20 protein-coding genes are annotated in these 20,150 nt (G+C 61.5%); 5 read left to right on the top strand and 15 right to left on the bottom strand.

Annotation, left to right across the window (positions count from 1 at the left end; all coding sequences use genetic code 11):
* Positions 1-297: 297 nt before the first annotated feature.
* Positions 298-1,176, top strand: a complete 879-nt coding sequence (locus tag ACYVIT_RS04800) for an HpcH/HpaI aldolase/citrate lyase family protein (protein WP_415808409.1) — start codon at positions 298-300, stop codon at positions 1,174-1,176.
* A 99-nt stretch (positions 1,177-1,275) separates the two neighbouring features.
* Here ACYVIT_RS04800 and ACYVIT_RS04795 read toward each other — a convergent pair whose 3' ends face one another.
* Positions 1,276-2,352 carry a sensor histidine kinase gene (locus ACYVIT_RS04795; protein ID WP_415808410.1) on the bottom strand — a complete coding sequence of 359 codons (1,077 nt, stop codon included), beginning with the start codon at positions 2,350-2,352 and terminating at the stop codon, positions 1,276-1,278.
* A gap of 186 nt (positions 2,353-2,538) precedes the next feature.
* Here ACYVIT_RS04795 and ACYVIT_RS04790 point away from each other — a divergent pair, with 186 nt between their 5' ends.
* The 3 genes from ACYVIT_RS04790 to ACYVIT_RS04780 all read left to right on the top strand — a co-directional run bounded on the left by ACYVIT_RS04790 (position 2,539) and on the right by ACYVIT_RS04780 (position 5,578).
* Positions 2,539-3,228, top strand: a complete 690-nt coding sequence (locus ACYVIT_RS04790; RefSeq protein WP_415808411.1) for a LytR/AlgR family response regulator transcription factor — start codon at positions 2,539-2,541, stop codon at positions 3,226-3,228.
* Positions 3,229-3,665: 437 nt separating this feature from the next.
* Entirely contained in the window at positions 3,666-4,631 is a 966-nt protein-coding gene (bioB, locus tag ACYVIT_RS04785; protein WP_415808458.1) for a biotin synthase BioB, read from the top strand.
* A 77-nt stretch (positions 4,632-4,708) separates the two neighbouring features.
* Positions 4,709-5,578, top strand: a complete 870-nt coding sequence (locus tag ACYVIT_RS04780; RefSeq protein ID WP_415808412.1) for an EamA family transporter — start codon at positions 4,709-4,711, stop codon at positions 5,576-5,578.
* Positions 5,579-5,618: 40 nt separating this feature from the next.
* Here ACYVIT_RS04780 and ACYVIT_RS04775 read toward each other — a convergent pair whose 3' ends face one another.
* From ACYVIT_RS04775 to ACYVIT_RS04730, 10 genes are read right to left on the bottom strand one after another with little or no spacing between them, the layout of a single operon-like run.
* The gene (locus tag ACYVIT_RS04775; protein ID WP_415808413.1) at positions 5,619-5,945 is read right to left on the bottom strand and encodes an NIPSNAP family protein; all 327 of its coding nucleotides are present in this window, start codon (positions 5,943-5,945) and stop codon (positions 5,619-5,621) included.
* Between the two features lie 28 nt (positions 5,946-5,973).
* Positions 5,974-6,363 carry a cupin domain-containing protein gene (locus tag ACYVIT_RS04770; RefSeq protein ID WP_415808414.1) on the bottom strand — a complete coding sequence of 130 codons (390 nt, stop codon included), beginning with the start codon at positions 6,361-6,363 and terminating at the stop codon, positions 5,974-5,976.
* Between the two features lie 6 nt (positions 6,364-6,369).
* Complete coding sequence (locus ACYVIT_RS04765) at positions 6,370-7,275, bottom strand: NAD(P)-dependent oxidoreductase (RefSeq protein WP_415808415.1); 906 nt, start codon at positions 7,273-7,275, stop codon at positions 6,370-6,372.
* Positions 7,272-7,685 carry a carboxymuconolactone decarboxylase family protein gene (locus ACYVIT_RS04760; RefSeq protein ID WP_415808416.1) on the bottom strand — a complete coding sequence of 138 codons (414 nt, stop codon included), beginning with the start codon at positions 7,683-7,685 and terminating at the stop codon, positions 7,272-7,274. Before ACYVIT_RS04760 ends, ACYVIT_RS04765 begins: the two co-directional genes overlap by 4 nt.
* Positions 7,686-7,741: 56 nt before the next feature.
* A complete protein-coding gene (locus ACYVIT_RS04755; RefSeq protein ID WP_094822568.1) occupies positions 7,742-8,959 on the bottom strand; it encodes an ABC transporter substrate-binding protein in 1,218 nt (405 codons plus the stop codon).
* 47 nt (positions 8,960-9,006) lie between these two features.
* A complete protein-coding gene (locus tag ACYVIT_RS04750; RefSeq protein WP_460478161.1) occupies positions 9,007-9,714 on the bottom strand; it encodes an ABC transporter ATP-binding protein in 708 nt (235 codons plus the stop codon).
* Complete coding sequence (locus ACYVIT_RS04745) at positions 9,707-11,482, bottom strand: branched-chain amino acid ABC transporter ATP-binding protein/permease (RefSeq protein ID WP_415808418.1); 1,776 nt, start codon at positions 11,480-11,482, stop codon at positions 9,707-9,709. The genes ACYVIT_RS04750 and ACYVIT_RS04745 overlap by 8 nt, the downstream gene beginning before the upstream one ends.
* Positions 11,482-12,453: a branched-chain amino acid ABC transporter permease gene (locus ACYVIT_RS04740; protein WP_415808419.1), complete on the bottom strand. Its 972-nt coding sequence runs from the start codon at positions 12,451-12,453 to the stop codon at positions 11,482-11,484. Before ACYVIT_RS04740 ends, ACYVIT_RS04745 begins: the two co-directional genes overlap by 1 nt.
* Position 12,454: 1 nt before the next feature.
* Positions 12,455-13,840: an MmgE/PrpD family protein gene (locus ACYVIT_RS04735; protein ID WP_415808420.1), complete on the bottom strand. Its 1,386-nt coding sequence runs from the start codon at positions 13,838-13,840 to the stop codon at positions 12,455-12,457.
* 31 nt (positions 13,841-13,871) lie between these two features.
* The gene (locus ACYVIT_RS04730) at positions 13,872-14,615 is read right to left on the bottom strand and encodes an SDR family NAD(P)-dependent oxidoreductase (protein ID WP_415808421.1); all 744 of its coding nucleotides are present in this window, start codon (positions 14,613-14,615) and stop codon (positions 13,872-13,874) included.
* Positions 14,616-14,810: 195 nt separating this feature from the next.
* Between ACYVIT_RS04730 and ACYVIT_RS04725 the strand changes: the two genes are divergently transcribed.
* Positions 14,811-15,626: an N-acyl homoserine lactonase family protein gene (locus ACYVIT_RS04725; protein ID WP_415808422.1), complete on the top strand. Its 816-nt coding sequence runs from the start codon at positions 14,811-14,813 to the stop codon at positions 15,624-15,626.
* On the opposite strand, the gene ACYVIT_RS04720 is transcribed toward ACYVIT_RS04725, so the two are convergent.
* From ACYVIT_RS04720 to ACYVIT_RS04705, 4 genes are all read right to left on the bottom strand, one after another.
* Entirely contained in the window at positions 15,623-16,522 is a 900-nt protein-coding gene (locus ACYVIT_RS04720) for an NAD(P)-dependent oxidoreductase (protein ID WP_415808423.1), read from the bottom strand. The two genes, ACYVIT_RS04725 and ACYVIT_RS04720, sit on opposite strands and share 4 nt — an antisense overlap.
* A 79-nt stretch (positions 16,523-16,601) precedes the next feature.
* Positions 16,602-17,585: a Bug family tripartite tricarboxylate transporter substrate binding protein gene (locus ACYVIT_RS04715; RefSeq protein ID WP_415808424.1), complete on the bottom strand. Its 984-nt coding sequence runs from the start codon at positions 17,583-17,585 to the stop codon at positions 16,602-16,604.
* 51 nt (positions 17,586-17,636) lie between these two features.
* On the bottom strand, positions 17,637-19,019 hold the full coding sequence (locus ACYVIT_RS04710) for an MmgE/PrpD family protein (RefSeq protein ID WP_415808425.1): 1,383 nt from the start codon (positions 19,017-19,019) through the stop codon (positions 17,637-17,639).
* 32 nt (positions 19,020-19,051) lie between these two features.
* A complete protein-coding gene (locus tag ACYVIT_RS04705) occupies positions 19,052-20,053 on the bottom strand; it encodes a Bug family tripartite tricarboxylate transporter substrate binding protein (protein ID WP_415808426.1) in 1,002 nt (333 codons plus the stop codon).
* Positions 20,054-20,150: the final 97 nt, after the last annotated feature.

Raw genomic sequence — 20,150 nt, 5'->3', positions numbered from 1 at the left:
CCCGCACCCCCAAGACTCGATGACAGCATTAACCGCCAGCAGGGGGCCACCATATAAAGGCCACGCCGGCCCGTAGAGTCCGCCGAACCAAGTGCGCCAGTCGGCTGGGCATGTTTGAGCGGAGCGCAGCGTAGCGAGTTTGCCCAGCCGCCCCGCCTGGCGCACTTGGTGAAGGGCAGTCTGGCCGCGCAGGCGGCCAGACCGGACGATAGGGCCGGCGTGGCCTTTATATGGCGGCCCCCTGCGACTTAAGAACTCCATCCCCAACCGTAAAACACAGCCCCCAAGAGACCCCTCATGAGCAAAGTCTTCACCTGGCGCTCCATGCTTTTCGTCCCCATCGTCAACGACCGCTTCATCCAAAGCGCCCTGAAACAACCCACCGACGCCATCCAGCTGGACCTCGAAGACAGCATCGCCCTCGACCAAAAAGAGCAAGCCCGCGAACGCGTCGCCAGCGTCGCCAAGCTATGCCGTGAGCAAGGAGGCAAAGACGTCATCGTGCGCGTCAATCGCCCCTGGCGTCAGCTGATACGCGACATCGAAGCCAGCATCGGCCCGCACGTACAGGCATTGACCCTGCCCAAAGTCCCCAACGCCGCCTTCGTGCAATCCGTCGCAGAAATCATCGATGAGCTGGAAACCGAACGGGGCATGCCGTTGGGCACCACCCGCCTGATCGTCATGGTCGAAGACGCCGAAGGCCTGCACAACATGCACGACATCGCCGCCGCGCACCCACGCATCTGCGGCCTCATCGTCGGCGCCGAAGACCTCGCCGTCTCCTTGCAAATGGCCGTCACCGCCGACACCCTATACGTACCGAACGTCATGGCCGTGGCCGCATGCCGGCGCGCAGGCATCGCCCCCATTGGCTTCGTCGGCTCCGTCGCGGACTTTGCCGACCGCGACGCCTTCCAGAAAACCGTCGAGCGCGGCGCAGCATTAGGATTCGAAGGCGCCTTTTGCATCCATCCCGCCCAAGTCGCCATCGCCAACGCCGCATTTGCCCCCAGCCCCGAGGCCGTCGCACGCGCCCGCCGCCTCATCGCGGCGTTCAAAGAAGAAGAAGCCAAGGGCCGCTCGGCCTGCACCTTCGAAGGCCGCATGGTTGACGCCCCCGTCGTCAAACAGGCGCAACGCGTCGTAGAAAAAGGCGAAGCATTCGGGATTTGAATACGGCCTGGGCACAGGCGAACGGACTTGCCATATGCCCAGGCCTCGTATTTCAAACAGTCGGCAGCGCATAACCGCCACCCGGCAACCGCCGTACGACTACAACAGCAACGGCTCGCCCTTCATACGAATCTCGGCCACGATCTTGTCCGCACGCTGTTCCAGCGAAAAACTGTGCCGATCCGGGTAACGCAACGCCAGGCGGCGGCACAGATTCCCCAGTCCGCCGCCGCTGCGCGCCAAATCATACGGGGCATGCAACTGCCCCGGATTGTCCACCTCGACAATCAACTCATCTCCCTGCACACGCGTCCTGACATTAATCAGAAAATGATCATATTCAGAACGCATGCCATGCTTGATCGCATTTTCCACCAGCCCCTGCATCGTCATATGCGGCACCAGTAATTCCAGCGACGCTGGATCGACCTGGCAGCGATACTCCAGCCGCTTATCAAAGCGCAGCGCTTGAATGCGGATATACGTTTCCGCTGCTTCGATCTCCTCTTCCAGCCGGCACATCCCGCGCCCGCGCCGATCCAGCGAATAGCGCAGATAGGCCGCCAACCGGCGCGTCATTTCCTCGGCAATCGCCGGACGATCCGTGATTTCCGCCACAATCGTATTCAACGCATTGAATAGAAAATGCGGCTCGATCTGCAGTTTCAGGTATTCCAGTTCCAGCCGCAGCGCCCGAGTCTCGGCCTTCATCTTCGAAATACGCTCAGTGCGCACCGCCAGCTCCGCCGACACGCCAAAGTAGATCAGCGTCCAGATCGACAAGATACCCATGTAGTAGATAAAGCCCAACCGATACTGGTCGACCGGCATCACATACCGGATCTCCGGGCCGAACATCTGATGTATCCCATAAGCGATTCCCGCCAACACCGCCGACGTTGCCAGGCACAGCAACACCGCACTGGCCAGCACCTGGATCGATGCATTCGGCTTGGGATGACGGCCATGAAAAACCGCCACGGCGCTCGTGATCGCAAACGCCAGCGGCTCCACCCCCACAGTCAGCCAAAACGCGACCGTCGCATTGGCAAACACCACCAGCCGTATACAAAAGCCAATGATCGCCAGCACGCACCACCCAACCACCTGGGCGCGCCAGAATGCTACCGACGACTCCCCCAGGCTCAATGCCTGACCGATGGGCACAAAAATCATGAAAACATCCCCTTACACCCTATTGGACGTACCGACTACGGGCCGTTACGGATTTCCGACACGCTGAACATGACCTATATTCAGGCCCTGCTGTGCAGGCGCTGCCCATTTTCGCGCCCTACCCATCCGGTCGCTCGCTGTCCACGCTCAGCTGGCTCGCCATCATCAGGCTCCCAAGGAGAACCAATGTTACGCGTGCTGATCATCGATGACGAAGCGCCCGCGCGCCGCTATCTGCGTCGATTGCTCGAACAATTCCCCACGGTTCAAATCGAGGGAGAAGCCTCCACCGCCGATCAAGCGCAGGCGATGATCCGCGAATTCCGCCCCGATGTCCTGTTCCTGGATATCGAACTGTCCAGCGGCACGGGATTCGATCTGCTGGCCGGGCTGGACCCCGTGCCGGCCGTGGTTTTTGTCACGGCGCACGACGACTACGGTGCGCAGGCCTTCGATATTGCCGCCGTAGACTATCTGCTCAAGCCCGTCAGTCCCGAACGCCTGGCTCAGACACTGACCCGTCTGCAGTCGCGCAGCAGCAGTAGCAACTACCTGACCACCAAGACCAAAAACGGCACGCGGATCATCAAAATCCAGGACCTGACCATCGCCCAGGCACAAGGAGACTACGTCCTGCTGTGCAGCGCCGCGCATGCCAACGAACTGATGCACATCACACTCAAGCGCCTGGTGCCACAATTGCCCACACCCCCATTCTGCGCGGTCTCCCGGTCGATGATCATCAATCTGGACCATATTGCCCACGTCTCCCAACGGCCCGGCGAACAGGCCGAAATCACCTTCACTCACAACAACGTTGCCCCCATCATCCTGGGCCGCACCGCGTCCCTGCGCCTGCGCCGCGCGATGGTGTGACATGGAGGCCATCGTCCCCACGTTCAGGTTGCGCCACGATCTGAGGTTGCGGCCAGATTGACAGTATGCTCAGTGGCAAAAGCCAGCTACTGTTTTTCGACGAATGTGCATAAACCCTCGACGAACTCATGGTCGGACCGGCTTGTGCGCCGCCGTTTCTTTCCCGGGGGGCGCACAAAAATTACAAAATGACACATAAAATCCGGCAAAATTTATCTCGGAAGATCGCGACACGTTAACGAACTCCCACGTGCAACGCACCGCGAACCTCCACCTACTACCGCCAAGACCCTCTCAATTCCAGCCAAAACCCAGGCATTGCCATTCCCGGACGCCGTTCTTACGATCCGCCGCTATTGCTCAGGCTGCCGCCCTTTCCGCGGCAACGTTATCGCTGGAGGATCGTCTTGCAAGTCACTACTGTTCCCGTTTCCGACATCGCCAAACCGCTGCCTGCTCCCACCGAGGTAGCGTGGCCCCACCAAGACATCCTGGCACTGTTCGAATTGCCGTTCATGGACCTGCTCTACCAGGCCCAGCAGATTCATCGCCAACATTTCGACGCCAACGCGATCCAGCTTTCCAGCCTGCTCTCGATCAAGACCGGCGGCTGCCCAGAGGACTGCGCCTACTGCCCCCAATCGGCACACTACGACACCGGCCTCACCGCCGACAAACTGATCCCCTTGGACGATGTCCTGCAGGCCGCCCGTGCCGCCCAGGCGGGCGGTGCGCAGCGGTTTTGCATGGGCGCCGCCTGGCGCAGTCCGAAGCCGCACCACCTGGACCAAGTCGCCGAAATGATCCGCGCAGTCAAAGCCCTGGGGCTGGAAACCTGCGTCACCCTCGGCATGCTGCGAGAGGGCCAGGCAGAGCAACTCAAAGCGGCCGGACTGGACTACTACAACCACAACCTCGATACCTCGCCCGAGTTCTATGGCCAGATCATTTCGACCCGCACCTATCAGGATCGCCTCGACACACTGGACCGTGTGCGCCATGCCGGATTGAACATTTGCTGTGGCGGTATCGTCGGCCTGGGTGAGTCGCGCAACGAACGCGCAGGCCTCATTGCCCAACTCGCGAACTTGACGCCCTACCCCGAATCCGTGCCCATCAACAACCTCGTACAAGTCGAAGGCACTCCACTGGCCGGCACCGACGCCTTGGACCCATTCGAATTCGTGCGCACCATCGCCGTCGCCCGCATCACCATGCCGCGCGCGCACGTGCGCCTGTCCGCCGGACGCGAAACCATGAGCGACACCTTGCAAGCCCTGTGCTTTCTGGCCGGCGCAAATTCGCTTTTCTGCGGCGACATGCTGCTGACGACCGGCAACCCGCAGGTGCAGGCCGACCAGCGCCTGATGGAACGCCTGGGCCTGCATGCCGAGGTCGCTTGATGGCTTATCCCCGAGCTCCCGACCAAGACGCCTGACTCATCTCTCCGGATATCCATCTGACTCTGGAATCGCAGCCTATGCCTCATCTCACATCCGGATTGCTGTATCTGATTGCCAGCGTCGCTTGCAGCGTCAGCGTTGCCGTCCTGCTCAAATTGGCTCGACGATACGACATCGACATACGCCAGGCCATCGCTGCCAACTACGCCGTCACGGCAACACTCAGCGCAATCGTGCTGGGCCCCACGGCGGCCCAAGTCGAATCCGCCATCCGGTCCTGGCCCCTGCTACTGGCGCTGGGCATCATCCTGCCCACCGGCTTCATCGCCATGGCGCAATCCGTGCGCCATGCCGGCATCGTCCGCAGCGACGCCGCACAGCGTTTATCGTTATTCCTGCCTTTGCTGGCGGCCTTCCTGCTATTCGGCGAAAACCTCACCTGGCATAAAGCCGCCGCCATCGCATTAGCCTTTACTGCCCTGTTTTGCGTCCTGCGCCGCCGCGACCTTGCAAACCACGCCGCCGCCGGCCCACATATCTGGATATGGCCATTAAGCGTCTGGACCACCTACGGTCTCGTCGACATCCTATTCAAACAAGTCGCAAAAACCGGTACCGCCTTTGCCGGCGCACTGCTCATCGCCTTCATTCTGGCCGGCATCGCCATGACCGCCTATCTGCTCATCCGCCGCATCACCTGGCACCGCCGTCACCTGCTCGTCGGCGTCATTCTGGGCCTGCTGAACTTCGGCAACATCGTCACCTACATCCGCGCCCATCAATCCCTGCCAGACAACCCCGCCCTGGTCTTCGCCTCCATGAACATGGGCGTCATCGCAGTAGGCACACTAGTTGGGGCGCTCGCCTTTCGCGAGCCACTCAGCCGCATCAACATATTGGGACTATTGATCGCGGCAGCGGCCATTTTCCTGATGATGCCCGCTTGAGCCACGATCGTCTCTTGTCTGCGCGTGTGCCGCCGGTCGATCAACGCATGGGAGAATAATCGGTCGGCACGAGAATGTTGTTTTCGACGCGCTCCACGATGGGCTTCTCGGCTTCGCTGGCGGCCCGTTTGGCGATCCACTCGGGATCGGCTTGAAAGGCATTCCACTTGCGCTCTCGCTCTTCGAGGCTTTCCCATTCCAACAAGTAGGTCAGCGCGTGGTTGCTGGGACCGATCAGCGTTGTCCAGAACCCGATGGGCTTGATACCGTATTTCTTGAAGAAATCCAGCGTCGTCTTGGTAAAGCGCTCGTGCAGCGCTGGCAGACGACCAGGCAAACAATGGTAAATACGCGTTTCGATGATCATGAGGTCTCCTTGTGGTATCGAATGTGACTCAGCGGTGCGCTGCAGGGTACTCGGACTGGAGCAATTCCTCCTGCCAATCGGCCTTGCCCAGCGAAATGGCCAAATGCGTCATAAACGTGTCGGCGGCCGCACCATGCCAATGACGTTCGTTGGGCCGAATCCAGACCACATCGCCCTGGCGGATTTCCTGCGGCTCGTCACCATCGGAACATATCCAGCCGCGGCCGGATGTCACATGCAACACCTGGCCGTACTCATGTGTATGCCAGAACGTGCGCGCGCCCGGCGAAAAAAATACGTGATTGATGCCAACGTTGTCTTCCGGAGGCATGACCGGATCAGCCCACACAACCCCTGTGAACGTCGCACCGCGTTGCTCCGAGGGCTTGCCCTGATCCCTGCCGTGAAATACTTGCATGACCTTTTACTCCTCTGTTGACGCGCTTTTCAAACGAACGCCACCCGACACGTCGCCGATGGCGTCCACCACACGATTGCTGATCTGGTCACCATAACCCAACGCAGTGGCCAGGCCAAAGCAGGCGGCAGGACCTGCGGCGTTCAGCGACGCTACGCCCAGCTCGCGCACCATGTCCACATACAGCACCACGTCCTTGGTCATCAGTTTGCTGGTCAAACCGCCTTCGAGGTAGTTGCCATCGATGATGAATGGAAAGCGATTCAGCGAAGCAAAATTCACGCCGCTGCTGCTGTTGATCACCTCGAGCAGACGATGCAGATCGAGGCCCGCTTTCTTGCCGGCGACCATGACTTCGGCGGTCGCCGCCAGACTGACGGCGTTCAGGAAATTGTTGAGCAGCTTGGTAGTATGGCCAGCCCCACTGCCACCCATGGTCACGACCTTGGCGCTGATGGGCGCGAACACCCAGGCGATGGCATCGATAGTGGCACGGTCCCCTCCCAACATCAACGTCAGTTTGCCCTGTTCCGCAGCGGCCGCTCCGCCCGATATGCCGGCGTCGACGTATTGCACACCGCGTTGCGCGAAGCGCGCATTCAGGCGCACAGTGGAGCTGGCAGCCGCCGTGCTCAGATCGACCACGACCTGACCGGGACGACAATGCTCCAAGATACCTCCGGCCCCTTCAATCACGGCCTCTATTACCTTGCTGTCGGGCAGCGATAACAGTACGACGTCAACGCCATCGATGGCCTCGGCAATGGTCGCGGCAGTCTGAGCGCCAGCCGCCATGGCGCGCGCCGGGTCTGTGTCATAGCCCTGCACCGCGATGCCGGCATCGACCAGGCGGCGCGTCATGCGCGCGCCCATATTGCCCAGGCCGATAAAGCCTACTCGCGTCCGGATCATTGCTTGTCCCCCTTGGCCTGCGCCGCGGTCTCCGCCTCGTATGCCCGTATGGCCTCGGAGGCTACCCGGAATGCCGCCAATCCCAGGGGCGCTCCACAATAAACCGCCGCCTGCGTCAGCACAGCGCGAATTTCCTCCGTGGTGACACCGTTGCGCAGAGCCCCTCGCACATGCACGGCCAGTTCGTGATGCTGGCTCATGGCGGTGAGCATGGCCAGATTGACCATACTGCGCACCTTGAACGACAACGTATCGTCCCCCCATACCTCACCCCAACAATACTCCGTCACCAGGCGCTGCATGGGCCGATTGAACTCATCGGCGGCTGACCACGATTTCTCGACATGATCCGCGCCGAGGACCGTTTTGCGATTCTCGAAACCCTCGAAAAACCGATCTGATTGCTGCATGAAATACCCTCCAACGTCATCAATGCGCAGTTATGCGCCGCCCTAGCGAGAACCTGTTATTTGCCGGGCCAAATGGGCTGGGCGACGGCCTGTTCCTGCGGGAATACGGTCACCGGCACACCGTCCTGCCACTGAATCACGGTGAGCGTCGCGCCGACGCGGTGGCCCGCCTCATCAAACTTGATCTCACCCCCAGGAAAATACCGGCTGGGACCTTCATCCAGGGTGTGCATCGCCTGCCCGACTGCCTCGCGATCGGCCTTGCCAGCGCGTTCCAAGGCCGCCTTCATGATCCACATATCACCATAGGTCGAAATGGCGTTCTGCGTCATCCACGGCTCTTTGTATTCGGTCTTCATCCGCTGGATCAGCGCTTCCTGGCCCTTGGCTCCCCAATTACCCACGGCCGACATAACGCCATTGAGCAACGCCGGACTAACGGTGTTCAGCACTTCGGGCTCGGCGATGGCGATGCCAAAAGAAATCACCGGCACCTTTACATTGGTCTCGTTCATCTTTTCAAGGATGAGCTTGGCATCGGAGATCACGGTGGGCAGGAAAAACAGCAGATCGGGACGCCGCGAACGCACGCGCTGGATCAAGGACGATGCATCCGCCAGTGGCGGCGTGAAGGTCTCGTCGACAACGAGCTCCAAGCCATTCTTTTTCAACAGACCGTCTTTCAGGGCCTTGACCGTCGACAGCGAGGCGGCGGTATTGTCGGTCACGATGGCCACCGTCTTGGGCCGCTTGCCCGAGGCCTGCTGCGCCAGGTCCAGGATGCTGGGCAGCGCGATCTCGGCCTGCTTGCCGGCAGGCGCCGAAGTCTGAAACACGTACTTGAATCCGCGCGAGGTGATCAGGTCGGAATACGACAAGGTCAGCATCGGCAGCTCGGCACGCTCGGTCACCTCGGTTGCTGCCAAAGTGAATGAGCTCAGGTAGGCGCCCGTCGCAGCGACCAGGCCGGGATAATCGGCCACCATTCGTTCCGCCGCGCTTTTGGCCTTTTCGGTGGAGTCGCCAGAATCCACCACTATCAGCTTCAGTTTGGCGCCGCCCAGCGCCTTGATTCCGCCCTGGTCGTTAATGTCTTTGACGCCCATTTCAGCGCCCATACGCATGACTTGGCCATAACGCGCATAAATGCCCGACATGGGTGCGATCAGTCCGACGCTCACGGGGGCCGGTTCGGCCAGGGCGCCGCCGCCGAGCAACAAACTGGCGCCCAAGGCCATGCTCACGACACTGGCCACCATGGATTGCTTTTTCATGTTGATCTCCTCGCTTTTATTCCGCCGTGGTTCGGGCGGCATGTGTGCTACATCCCAAGATAGGCGCGACGCACCCGGTCATCAGCCTGCAATGTTTGATGCGTGCCTTCCAACACCACGCATCCGGTTTCCAGCACATAGCCCCGGTCGGCATATTGCAGCGCTTCCGCTACACGCTGCTCCACTAACAGGAGGGTCAGATTCGCCTCTCGGCGAATGTCGATCAGGCGCTCAAAAATAAAATCGGCGATGGCGGGCGACAGCCCCATCGACGGCTCATCAAGCATCAACAAGCGTGGCGACGATGCCAGTCCGCGGCCGATGGCCACCATTTGCTGCTCGCCTCCCGACAGCGTGCCCGCCAATTGCCGGCTGCGCTGTTTGAGCACGGGAAACCACGCATAGATGCGCTCCAGGTTGCTTTCCCAATCGCGCCGGCCGGCCTCGGTATAAGCACCCATTTCCAGGTTTTCCAACACACTCATCGAGGCGAACACTTGCCGTCCCTCGGGCACATGGGCGATGCCCAAGTGAGGCCGCCGATCGCTGGGCACGGTCAGCAGATCCCGTCCATCGAAGCGAATGCTCCCCGAACGGGCCGACACACTGCCGGAAATGGTCTTGAACAAGGTGCTTTTGCCCGCACCGTTTGGGCCGACAACGGAGACGAACTGCCCCTCGCCAACCACCACCGACACCCCTTTGAGCACCGGCACCGCGGAATAGCCGGCCGTCAATTCATTGATTTCAAGCAGCATGTTGCGCGCTCCACTTCTTGCCCAGATAGGCCTGCACCACCTGCGGATCCTGCGTGATCGATTGTGGATCGCCACGGGTCAGCACCTGCCCATGATCCAGCACCAGGAACTCATCGACCAGATGCACCATGGTCTGCATGGTGTGCTCGATGATGACAATCGTGACGCCCTCGGCCGCGAGCGCGTGGATCGCATCGACAATGTCATCGACCTCGCCGTGTCCCAGGCCCGCCAGGGTTTCATCCAACAGCAACAACTCGGGTTGCCCGGCCACCGCGCGAGCCAGCTCCATCAGTCGCAATTCACGGGTAGTCAGCAGTGCGGCGATCTTGCCGGCGCAATCGGACAGGCCGACCCGCGCGATGGCCTGCGCCGCGAACGCCTCGGCCTGCGCCTCATTTTTGGCGCGCACGTAGGCGCCCACCTTGACGTTCTGCGCCACCGTCAGCCGCATAAAAGGCCGCATTATCTGGAAAGTGCGCCCCACCCCGGCCGCACACAATACATGCGGTTTGCGGCCCGCCATATCCACACCATTGACGATCACCTTGCCCGTATCCGGCTGCAGAAAGCCATTGAGCAGATTAAACAGCGTGGTCTTTCCCGCGCCATTGGGGCCGATAATGCCCAGGATCATGCCTCGGCGCACCGAAAAGCTGACATCCTGCACGGCCTTGAGCCCGCCAAAGCTGCGCGACACAGACTGCACGTCGAGGATAATGTCGTCGGCCGATATCGTCGGCCGCACCGGCCGCGGCGGCTTGGCGGGCCGTTGCGCAGACGCGGTCTGTTCTAACGGCGTAGCCGGCGTTGGCGCGCGATGGCGCCGTTGCAACATGTCGCGCAACTTCCAGAACACGCCTTCCGGCGCTACCAGAATCACCGCGATGATGGCTACGCCCAGGATCACGCCCTGAATACCCGGATAACTCGAGCCCAGCTCGGCATGCAGGATCTCGCCCAAGGGGACCAGAATGGCGGCACCGATGATTGGCCCCCACACAGACCCCACACCACCGAACATCGATACGGTAAGCGCCTGCGCCGACACCAGCATGCCAAACACCGATACCGGCGTGACCACCAACAGCACCACGGCGTAAAACGCCCCCGTGATGCCGGCAATAGCGCCGCTCAATGTGATGGCGCGCAATTTCCAGCGCAGCGTGTCGATACCGGCGGCTTCAGCTGCTGCTTCGTTTTGCTTGATGGCGATGAGCGCCATACCAAATCGCGTTCGCTCCACATACAGGGTGACCTGCACGAATACCAGCAGCATGATCAGGCCAACCACCGTGTAGTAACGCCGGTCAGCAAACTGCATATACAGCCCGGGATGCTCGCGTTGCATCGGAAAGGTCACTTCCTGCAACCCCAGCCACTCGAACACATATAACAATGCCAGTGGATACGCCAACATCGCCAGCGCGAAATAATGACCGCGCAAGCGGAACGTCGGCAGCCCCACCAGAATTCCGGCCACCGCGCCGATCACACCTGCCAGCGGCAACATCACCCACGGCGACAGGCCCAGATAGACTTGTCCCAATACCGCCGCGTAGGCCCCCAGACCAAAAAATGCGGCATGGCCAAACGAGACCAGGCCCGTATAACCGCTCAGCATGTTCCACGACAAGCCAAAGCACGCCCACACCAGCACCAGCGTAAAAATCAGTTGATGGTACGCATTGCTCGCCAGCAACGCGGCGGCCAAGTAGATCGCGGCAACCAGCAGCAACGTCAAGGAAGTCGGCAATCGTTTCATCAGGTCCGCTCCGACACGCGGCCGAATAGTCCTTGCGGCCGCAACATCACGATCAACAGAAAGAACACGAAAATCGCCGCGTTCTGCAATTGCGTGGGCAACACCAGCGACGACAACTGCTGCACCAGTCCGATCACCATGCCTCCCCAGAACGCGCCAAAGATGCTGCCTATGCCGCCCAGCACCACGCCGGCGTACATGATGATCACGTACTCCAGGCCGACAAAAGGATGAAACGGAAAGTTTGTCGCCAAGAGTCCACCGGCCAGCGCGGTCACGCAGGTGCCCAACGCAAAAGCGATGCGGTACGAACGGTTGACGTCGATGCCCATGTAGGAGGCGGCGACCGGATTGTCGGCCGAGGCGCGCAAGGCCTTGCCAAGCCGGCTGCGCGTAATCAATGCGCCGAGCACCACAATGGCGGCCACAGAAATCAACGCCGCCACTGCCCGGCCCTTGTTGGCGAACACGCTGACGTAGTCTCCCCACAGCGGTCCGATTTCCCAGGCACTGCTCGACAGCGGCGTGCGCAACGACACCAGTTGCGGACCGAACACCATCATGCCGCCGTTTTGTAAAATCAGGGCGATGCCCAGCGTCAGCACCAGTTGAGCGTAGTGACCATCGCCATCCAGCGCCGCACCGCGCCGGCCCGTGACGCGCGAAATCAAGAGCCGGTGCGCCAGATAGCCCACCCCGAACATCACGGGCACCGCGAGCAACACCGAGATATAGGGCCCCAGCACAGAGCCCGCCATCCAGTGCGAGCCCAACAGAATGAAAAAGTAGTACGTCACATACATCCCGAGCATCATGAAATCGCCCTGGGCGAAATTGATGACCCGCATGATGCCGAAGATCATTGCCAATCCGACGCACATCAATCCATATAGCCCTCCCACCAGCACGCCAGCGGTGAGCGCCTGCAAGAATGCTTCGAGATGAATTTGCAGTTCTGTCATGTCCATCATGTCAGGCCTCGTTCCAGGTCTGTGTCGTATCCAGCCGCAAAGCGCACAAACGCGCCAGCAGACCCGCATCGGGCTCACGCTCGTAGCCATCGACCATGGCCTCGATACGCTCAGCCCTCTCGTCCCCCAGCACCGCTTGTGCGGCGCGGCGCAAGCGCGCGCGGATGAGCGCCTCATCGGCTGCCACCACGTCGTCCAGTTCAGCTCGCGCGTGCGCCCCATCATCCAGGAGCAGGACGACGCGAGCCCCCTGCCGAGCCGGAAAAGCCGCCGTATAAGCATCGTCCGGCACGAGTTCGGTGTGTGCGATCAAGCGCGCGATCTCGGCGTCATCAAGCCGGTGGTAGTTGTCCTCCTCGATCGCGCCTCGGGCCAGCACCGCCGCCACACCGAAAGCGATACTCATCTTGGCTTGCAGTGCATGGTCAAACGGCCCCTTGGCACTACACCCCGGATACGCCAACGCGGCCCGCGTGGTCTCGACTCGCACCGCGACGATGCGTCGGCCGCGGGGCACCGTCCGCCACGCTAGCAAGGCTGCCTGGCACGGCGATTGGGCAAAATTGCAGGCTGGCGCCGGCTTGTTGAAAACGTTCAGGATGTCGGCCTCGCCCCGCGGGAACAAAGTAATCCGTCCCGGCATGGGCGCACGCGCATAGGCCTGGAACAAGCCCGCCTCCCCTTCCAGAATGGACGGCGAGGCGTGCGCGCCCTGACGCGCCAGTTCGAGACAGGTCATCGCATTGCGGACCACAAAACCCGGATGGAAGTACATCTCGCTGCCACCCGTATGCGCCCATTCGTTCAATCCCACGCAGGCATTGCCCGCCAGCGCAAAAGCGTTCAGCGCCTGATCCTCGTCCAGACCCAAAAGGTGCGCGCCGGCCATGGCGCTGGCGAAAGGCCCCACCAACCCGGTGGGCCGAAACAAACGCGCCAAAGACGGCGTAATCAACGCCCGGCCAATACGCGCGCCTACCTCGTAACCGACGACAGCCGCGCTCAACACCCGCGCGCCCGGCACCGCATGACGCTCGGCCAGCGCCAACACGGTAGGCCACACCACGACCCCGAGGTGTGCCACGCTCGCCGCGTGCATGTCTTCCCGTACGAGACCATGGCCCGCGACGGCATTGGCAAAGGCCGCGTCGGCCGGCACATACGTACCGGCTCGCCCGATCTGATGTGCGCCACGTGCGTCGGGCGCGGCCAACCGGGCGGCCTGTTCGCTCCATGGCAACGACCGTGCCTCGAATGCGCATGAAAGATAATCGAGCAGACATCGCTTGGCCGACGCCAACACCACATCCGCTAGTGGTAACTCGCTCAACGCGGCGCGCACGATTGCCCGCGCTGCGCCCGCGCCTTGTCTGTCAGGATGCGTCATCCTGCTCCCCTTGGGAACCTGCGAATCCGCGTTAGTAGCCGAGAACGGTCATCGCGCCGTCCACTTTGAGCGTGACCCCCGCCACCGTCGCGCTGGCCGGCGAAGCCAGAAACACGGCGACTTCGCCAATATCCTCGCCGGTCGACAACCGATTCAGCGGCGTGCGGCGGCGACGCGTGGCCCAGCCTTCCTCGGAAATCACCGAACTTGCTCCCGGCGTGATCACGGGCCCGGGCGCCAGCGCATTGACGCGAATACCGTAGCCGCCCAATTCGACGGCCTGCTGCCGGGTCAGGGTGTCCAGAGCACCCTTGATAGCGCTATAGACCGCCGCGTTCTTGATCGACACCGACACGGCCACCGATGAAAGATTGATGACAGAACCCCCGCCCCGTGCGATCAGGTGCGGCGTGGCCGCCTGCAACGACCACAGCGCACCCTTCAGTCCCACGTCGATCATCTTGCAGACCTGATCCTCGGGCATTTCCACCAGCGGCGCGTAGTAGAAATAGGCCGCGTTGTTCACCAAAATATCCAACCCGCCCGATTGATCTGCATAGGCATCGATCACGCGCTGCACTTGCGCGCGATCAGATACATCGCAAGGCAGCGCCTGGACGTTCGCGAGCTCCTGCTCGGCCTCGGCCAGCAATTCCGCGTTGATATCCAGTAATCCCACTTTGGCGCCCTCGCGGGCATAGGCTCGCGCGATAGCTCGGCCGATGCCGCCCCCGCCACCGGTGATGATCGCGACTTTTCCTTCCAGCACTCCCATACCATCGTCTCCTTTTTCCGCGCGCCGGCCACAACGTGGGCGACATATCGTGGGCTTCATATATTTTTGTATTCTTGTACTATAGACTGATTGTATGATTGAATGGCAAATAAATTACAATTTTGCTTTAGGATTTACCCTGACCCGCTCGACGCGGCCCGATCCCGGCAAACCACCTCACGAGAGGAGACAACAGTGATCAACATTCCCAACCTCGAACCATTCGAGGTCTATGCCATCCGCTACGCGCATCACGCCAATCGGCGAGCCTCGGACAACTATCTGGGCACGGTCGATTTCCATGATGCCGAATCCGGCCTGGACTACTTCGTATGGGTCCTGCGCCGTGACCAGGAGGTTTATCTCGTCGATACCGGGTTCGGCGAAGAGGCCGCCACCCAGCGCGGACGCCAGTTGCTGCTGCGCCCAGCGCAGGGGCTGGCGCTGCTGGACATCGACGCAGCCTCGATACGCGACATCATCATCACGCATTTGCACTATGACCATGCCGGCACGCTGGGCGATTTCCCTGCCGCCACCCTGCATGTGCAGGACGCGGAAGCCGCCTATGCGACCGGCCGCTGCATGTGTCACGCAGCGATGCGCCACCCTTACGACATCGAGGACGTCGTCACCTTTGTCCGCAAGGTTTATGCCGAGCGCGTGAAATTTCATCGTGGCACCGTTGAGCTGACGCCCGGGCTGACGCTGCACCTGGTGGGTGGCCACACCGCAGGTCTGCAGATCGTGCGCGTCTGGACGCAGCGGGGGTGGGTCGTACTGGCGTCGGACGCCTCGCACCTGTACGGCAACATCGGGCGCAACGCGCCTTTTCCGTTAGTACACAACGTGGCCGATATGCTGGAGGGCTATGCCATCGTTCGCGCCATGGCAGACTCCGAGGCGCATATCGTGCCGGGCCACGACCCCATGGTGATGCAACGCTATCCCGCCCCCAGTGCGGACCTGGAAGGCAAGATCGTGCGGCTGGACGTCGCGCCTACTGCCTAGGATTTCGCACGCACTTTCACGCCGGCCCAATCCTCCACGACGCGGGCCACATCGGTATAGTCCGCGTCGTGGCCGCAGATAGCGGTAGTCATCACCAGCATCTCGCGCACCGATGAACCCACTACCATCGGCACGCCGTGGCGCTCGGCCTCTTCCAGGCACAGGCGCACATCCTTGTGTGCCAAGCGGACCGCAAAGCCCACGTTGAACGTGCCGGTCAGCACCGCCTTGGGGAATTTTTCCATGGTGGCAGAGTTGCGGCCGGAGCCCGCATTGATTACGTCGATCATGACGCTCGGATCCAAGCCCGCCTTGACGCCCAGCGCCATGGCCTCCGACGTAATGGCAACGGCGGTCGCCGACAGCAGATTGTTCGCCAACTTCATCACCTGAGCCTGACCCGCCTCGGCGCCGAGATAAAACGGCTTGCCGAAATGGCCCAACACCTGCGTCAACGCCTCGTAGCGCGCCGGCGCGCAAGCGACCATGACTGCCAGCGTGCCGCGTTCGGCTCCAGTTGGGCCGCCGCTGATGGGCGCATCGACGTACTCGATGCCCTGCGCGGCCAGAATGTCGAAAGCACGCTGCGCCGCCACGGGGCCAATGGTCGACAAATCCACCACGCACTTGACGCGATTCGCCCGCGCCAATCCCTGCTCGCCACTCAGCACGCTCTCGACCACCTTGCCATCGGGCAAGCTCAGGAATACCACATCGGCCGCGCGGCCCACGTCCTGCGCGTTGTCGTGGGCCACGGCGCCGCAGGCCGCCAGGCGGTGCATCACCGCCGGGTCGCTATCGGTCACGTGAAGCACGTTGCCCGCCTCGAGCAAGCGTCTCGCCATGGGGCCACCCATATTTCCCAATCCGATGAATCCGTAAATCGTCTCACTCATGTCTGTTCTCCAATTGTGGGACGCGGAAAGCCGCGTCCACGCTATGCCGTCGAGTTGCTGCGCCGTCGCGGGGATTGGATCAGCGAGGTTCCAGGCCGATCTGCTTGGCCAGCTCGGCGAATTGCTTCTGGTCGCGTTGCAGGGTGCGCGCAAACCCCGCGGGACTGCGTTCGTCATCCGCGGGAATCTGCGCGGCGAGCGTATCGATACGCTCGCGGAACGCTGGTGTCTGCACCGCCTTGGTCACTGCCTCGGAAAGTTTCTCGACCACATCCTTGGGCATATCCTTGGGCCCGACCAAGCCGTTCCATATCTGCAGATCGAACTGTGGCAGACCGCCCTCGGCAAAAGTCGGCACGTCCGGCATCTGCGGCAAACGCTCCTTGGACGCCACAGCGATGGCCTTGATCTGTTTGCCTTTGTGCAGCGGCAGCATGGTGACTGTCTGATCCAGCACTGACTGAATGGTGCCGCCCATCAAATCGGTAATCGCCGGCCCCGAACCGCGATACTGCAGCAGTTCGGCCTGCACATTGGCCATGCGCAAGAACAACGCCTCAGCCAGATGCGCGGTCGTGCCCGGGCCGCCCGAACCAAAATACAGCTTGAGCGCACCACTACGCATGCCCGCCAACATCGAAGGTAGATCCTGGATACCACTCTGATTGCTCACACTGAGCACCATGGGAACATTGGCGACTGTGCCGATCGCTGTCGTGTCCTTGACGATGTTCAAACCGGCCTTGGGATAAAGCAAAGGGATCAGGACCATGGATTGATTACTGAACATCAGCGTGTAGCCATCAGGCGCCGATCGAACCAGCCGCTGAAAACCCAACAGCCCGCCCGCGCCGGTGACGTTTTCCACCACAAAGGTGTTATTCGTGACTTTTCCAAGCTCTGTGGCCAACAACCGGGCCAGGGCGTCCAGGCTACCGCCGGGAGCCACGCCCACGATGATAGTGACCGGTTTGGAAGGAAAGGCGTCATCGGCCAGGGCCGCGTGACTCACGCCAAGGCACAAAGCAATACTGGCAAGCGCGGATGCGATGCGTCGTTTCATGTTGTTGTCTCCTTGCATGATGGCCTTTGCGGCCTTCTTCAAAAAAAAACCTCAACGCCTGCTTAGCAAGCGCGTCAGCGAATGGACCGCGTCGGCGCGCTCCAGATGCGCGATCGCTTCCAGGCAGGTCTCGGCCGCGTCCGTGGGCATTCCCGCACGCGGGAACAGCTGAAAAAACTTGTCTTCTACATCTCGCCAATCGAGGCCACGCACGCCGGCGCCACGCGGCGCTACGCAGGTGGCGTGACGCATAGCGCCGTCCTTCATATGTATCGTGACACTGCCGCCATGCCGATGAGGAAAGCGATCCGGCAGTGGCGGCGGGTCGGGATCAAACTCGACTTTGTCCTGCAACGCTGCGATCACGGGATCAGCCATCTTGGCCGCGTCCATGTGTTGCCAAGCAAAGCCGTCATCGGCAATGGCCGCGGCGACGAAATAATGCAGACTGTGAGCGGCGTCGACCAGATTACGAGGATGGGGTTTTCCCTTGAAATCGGTCCACTGCACTGCCGCCGACACAACGATGCGCGCAACGTCGTCAGGACTGACGCGGCCGCCAGCCCGTGCGGCCTCGGCCGCGGCTTCGGCGGTTGCATGAAAAGGATGTGCGCCCGGCATCAGTTTGATGGCCATGTCGGTCACAATGTCCCAAGACATCCCCCAGTCGCGCACGATGTCCTCGCGCGCCTGCCCACCCAACGCATCGAGAAACCCGCGCGGCTGCTCGAACACAGCCAACTCACCCTCGAAACCTGACTGTGCCGCCAACGCAGCTCGGATGCCCGTGCTGGCGGCCAGCCCGGCGTGATACTCCCGCGCGCAACTGGTATCGGCCGCGATCGCCATACCACCGATCGAGGTCGCCGAAAGCGCGATAGCGTGAGCGAGCCGATGCGCATCCAGCCGCAACAACAGGCCGGCGGCCACACAGGCGCCAAACACCGTGGAAAACGAACCGTGAAACCCACGCTGCATGCGGCCGGGGGTCAGTGACTCGTCAATGCGTCCGGCGATCTCATAGCCCAGCACCATAGCGGTCAGCACATCCTGGCCACTCGATCCCTCACGTTCGCCCACGGCCAACGCCGCACTGGAGACAATGGTGCCGATGTGCGCGATGCTACGCATATCGCTATCATCTGACGCGGCCGCATCGCTGGCCACTGCGTTCACACGTGCCGCGCTCGCCAGTGGCAACCGGGCATTGTCAAACCACACAGTCGCCATCGGCGTGCCGCTATCTGCCAGATCCAGCTCGCGGATAATGCGGGCCGATTCGATACCGTACCCCGCGGCGGCACTGGCAAGCGTGCTGGCCAGGCTCATCTTGGCATGTTCGAGAGCCAAAGCCGGGAGGTCGCCATCACGGGTCGACAGGACGAGGTCGGCCAGTTGACGCGCCAAAGGCGGCGTCACTAAAAGGGATCGCACAGTAGGAGTTTCCTTCGTAAGTTACCGCGGCGTCACTGCGCCGACGTGCCCAATTTCTGCAGGACCGGGATCCAGGTGGCGAGATCCTGGCGCACCAGCGCTTCGAAAGCGGCGGGCTGGGGAAGAGGCGTATCGGGCAAAGTGAACCCCAGGCCGATCAGCTTCTCACGCAACGCCGGATTGCTCATGACCTTGTCCAGCGCGGCATACAGATGCGCGGAAATGTCGGGCGGCAGTTGGGCCGGACCCACCAGACCCCACCAGAGCGTGATCGAATAGCCTTGCAGACCGCTCTCGTCCAGCGTAGGGACGTCAGGCAACAAACTCGAGCGCTTGGGCCCGGTGACGGCGAGCGGCCGCAGCTTGCCCGATTTCACCAGGCCCATGGCCGCGGGCATGTTGTAGAGGCCCATGTCCACATCACCGCTCAGGATCGCGCTCAAGCCTTGCGGCGCGCCGGTATAGGGCACATGCATGAGCGGCTTGTCGAGATACTGCGCGACGGTAGCGCCGGCGATATGGTGACTGGTGCCCACACCGCTGGATGAGTAGCGGAAAGTCTCCGGCGGCTTGGCCTTGATCGCTTCCAGCAGCGCCGGCGCGCTCTGATAAGGCGATTTCTCGGACACGACCAACAGATTCTGCACATCAGCGATCACGCTGATGAAACTGAAATCCTTGATGGAGTCGTACCCTGGCGAACTGTAGAGCACTTGGTTGTTGACAAAAGTCCCCTGCGCGGCGATACCCAGCGTGTAGCCATCGGGCTTGGAACGCGCAATGTCCACCGTGCCGATCGTGCCGCCCGCCCCACCTTTGTTGTCTACCACCAGAGGCTGGCCGAGTTGCTCGCTCAAGGCCGTGGCCACCACGCGCGACAACGTATCGGCCGCACTGCCCGCGGCAAACGGCACAATGAGTTTGATGGGACGCTCGGGATAAGCCGCCTCGGCGCGCAAGCCCCCAAAAAGTGCGACGCAGGCAAACGGGATCAGTACGCGGGCGATTGCCCGGCGTCGATGAAACTTGGTCATTCTGTCTCCTCGTGGCAGGATGGCCAGCGGCGATACCGCAGCGCTAACACCAATCCGACACTTGATTTGGTTTTATTGGATAGGACAGACTGTAGGC

The sequence above is a fragment of the Bordetella muralis genome (genome assembly GCF_054781015.1).
Note: the sequence above shows the minus strand (reverse complement) of the source record. Positions and strands in the feature narration are given on the sequence as shown.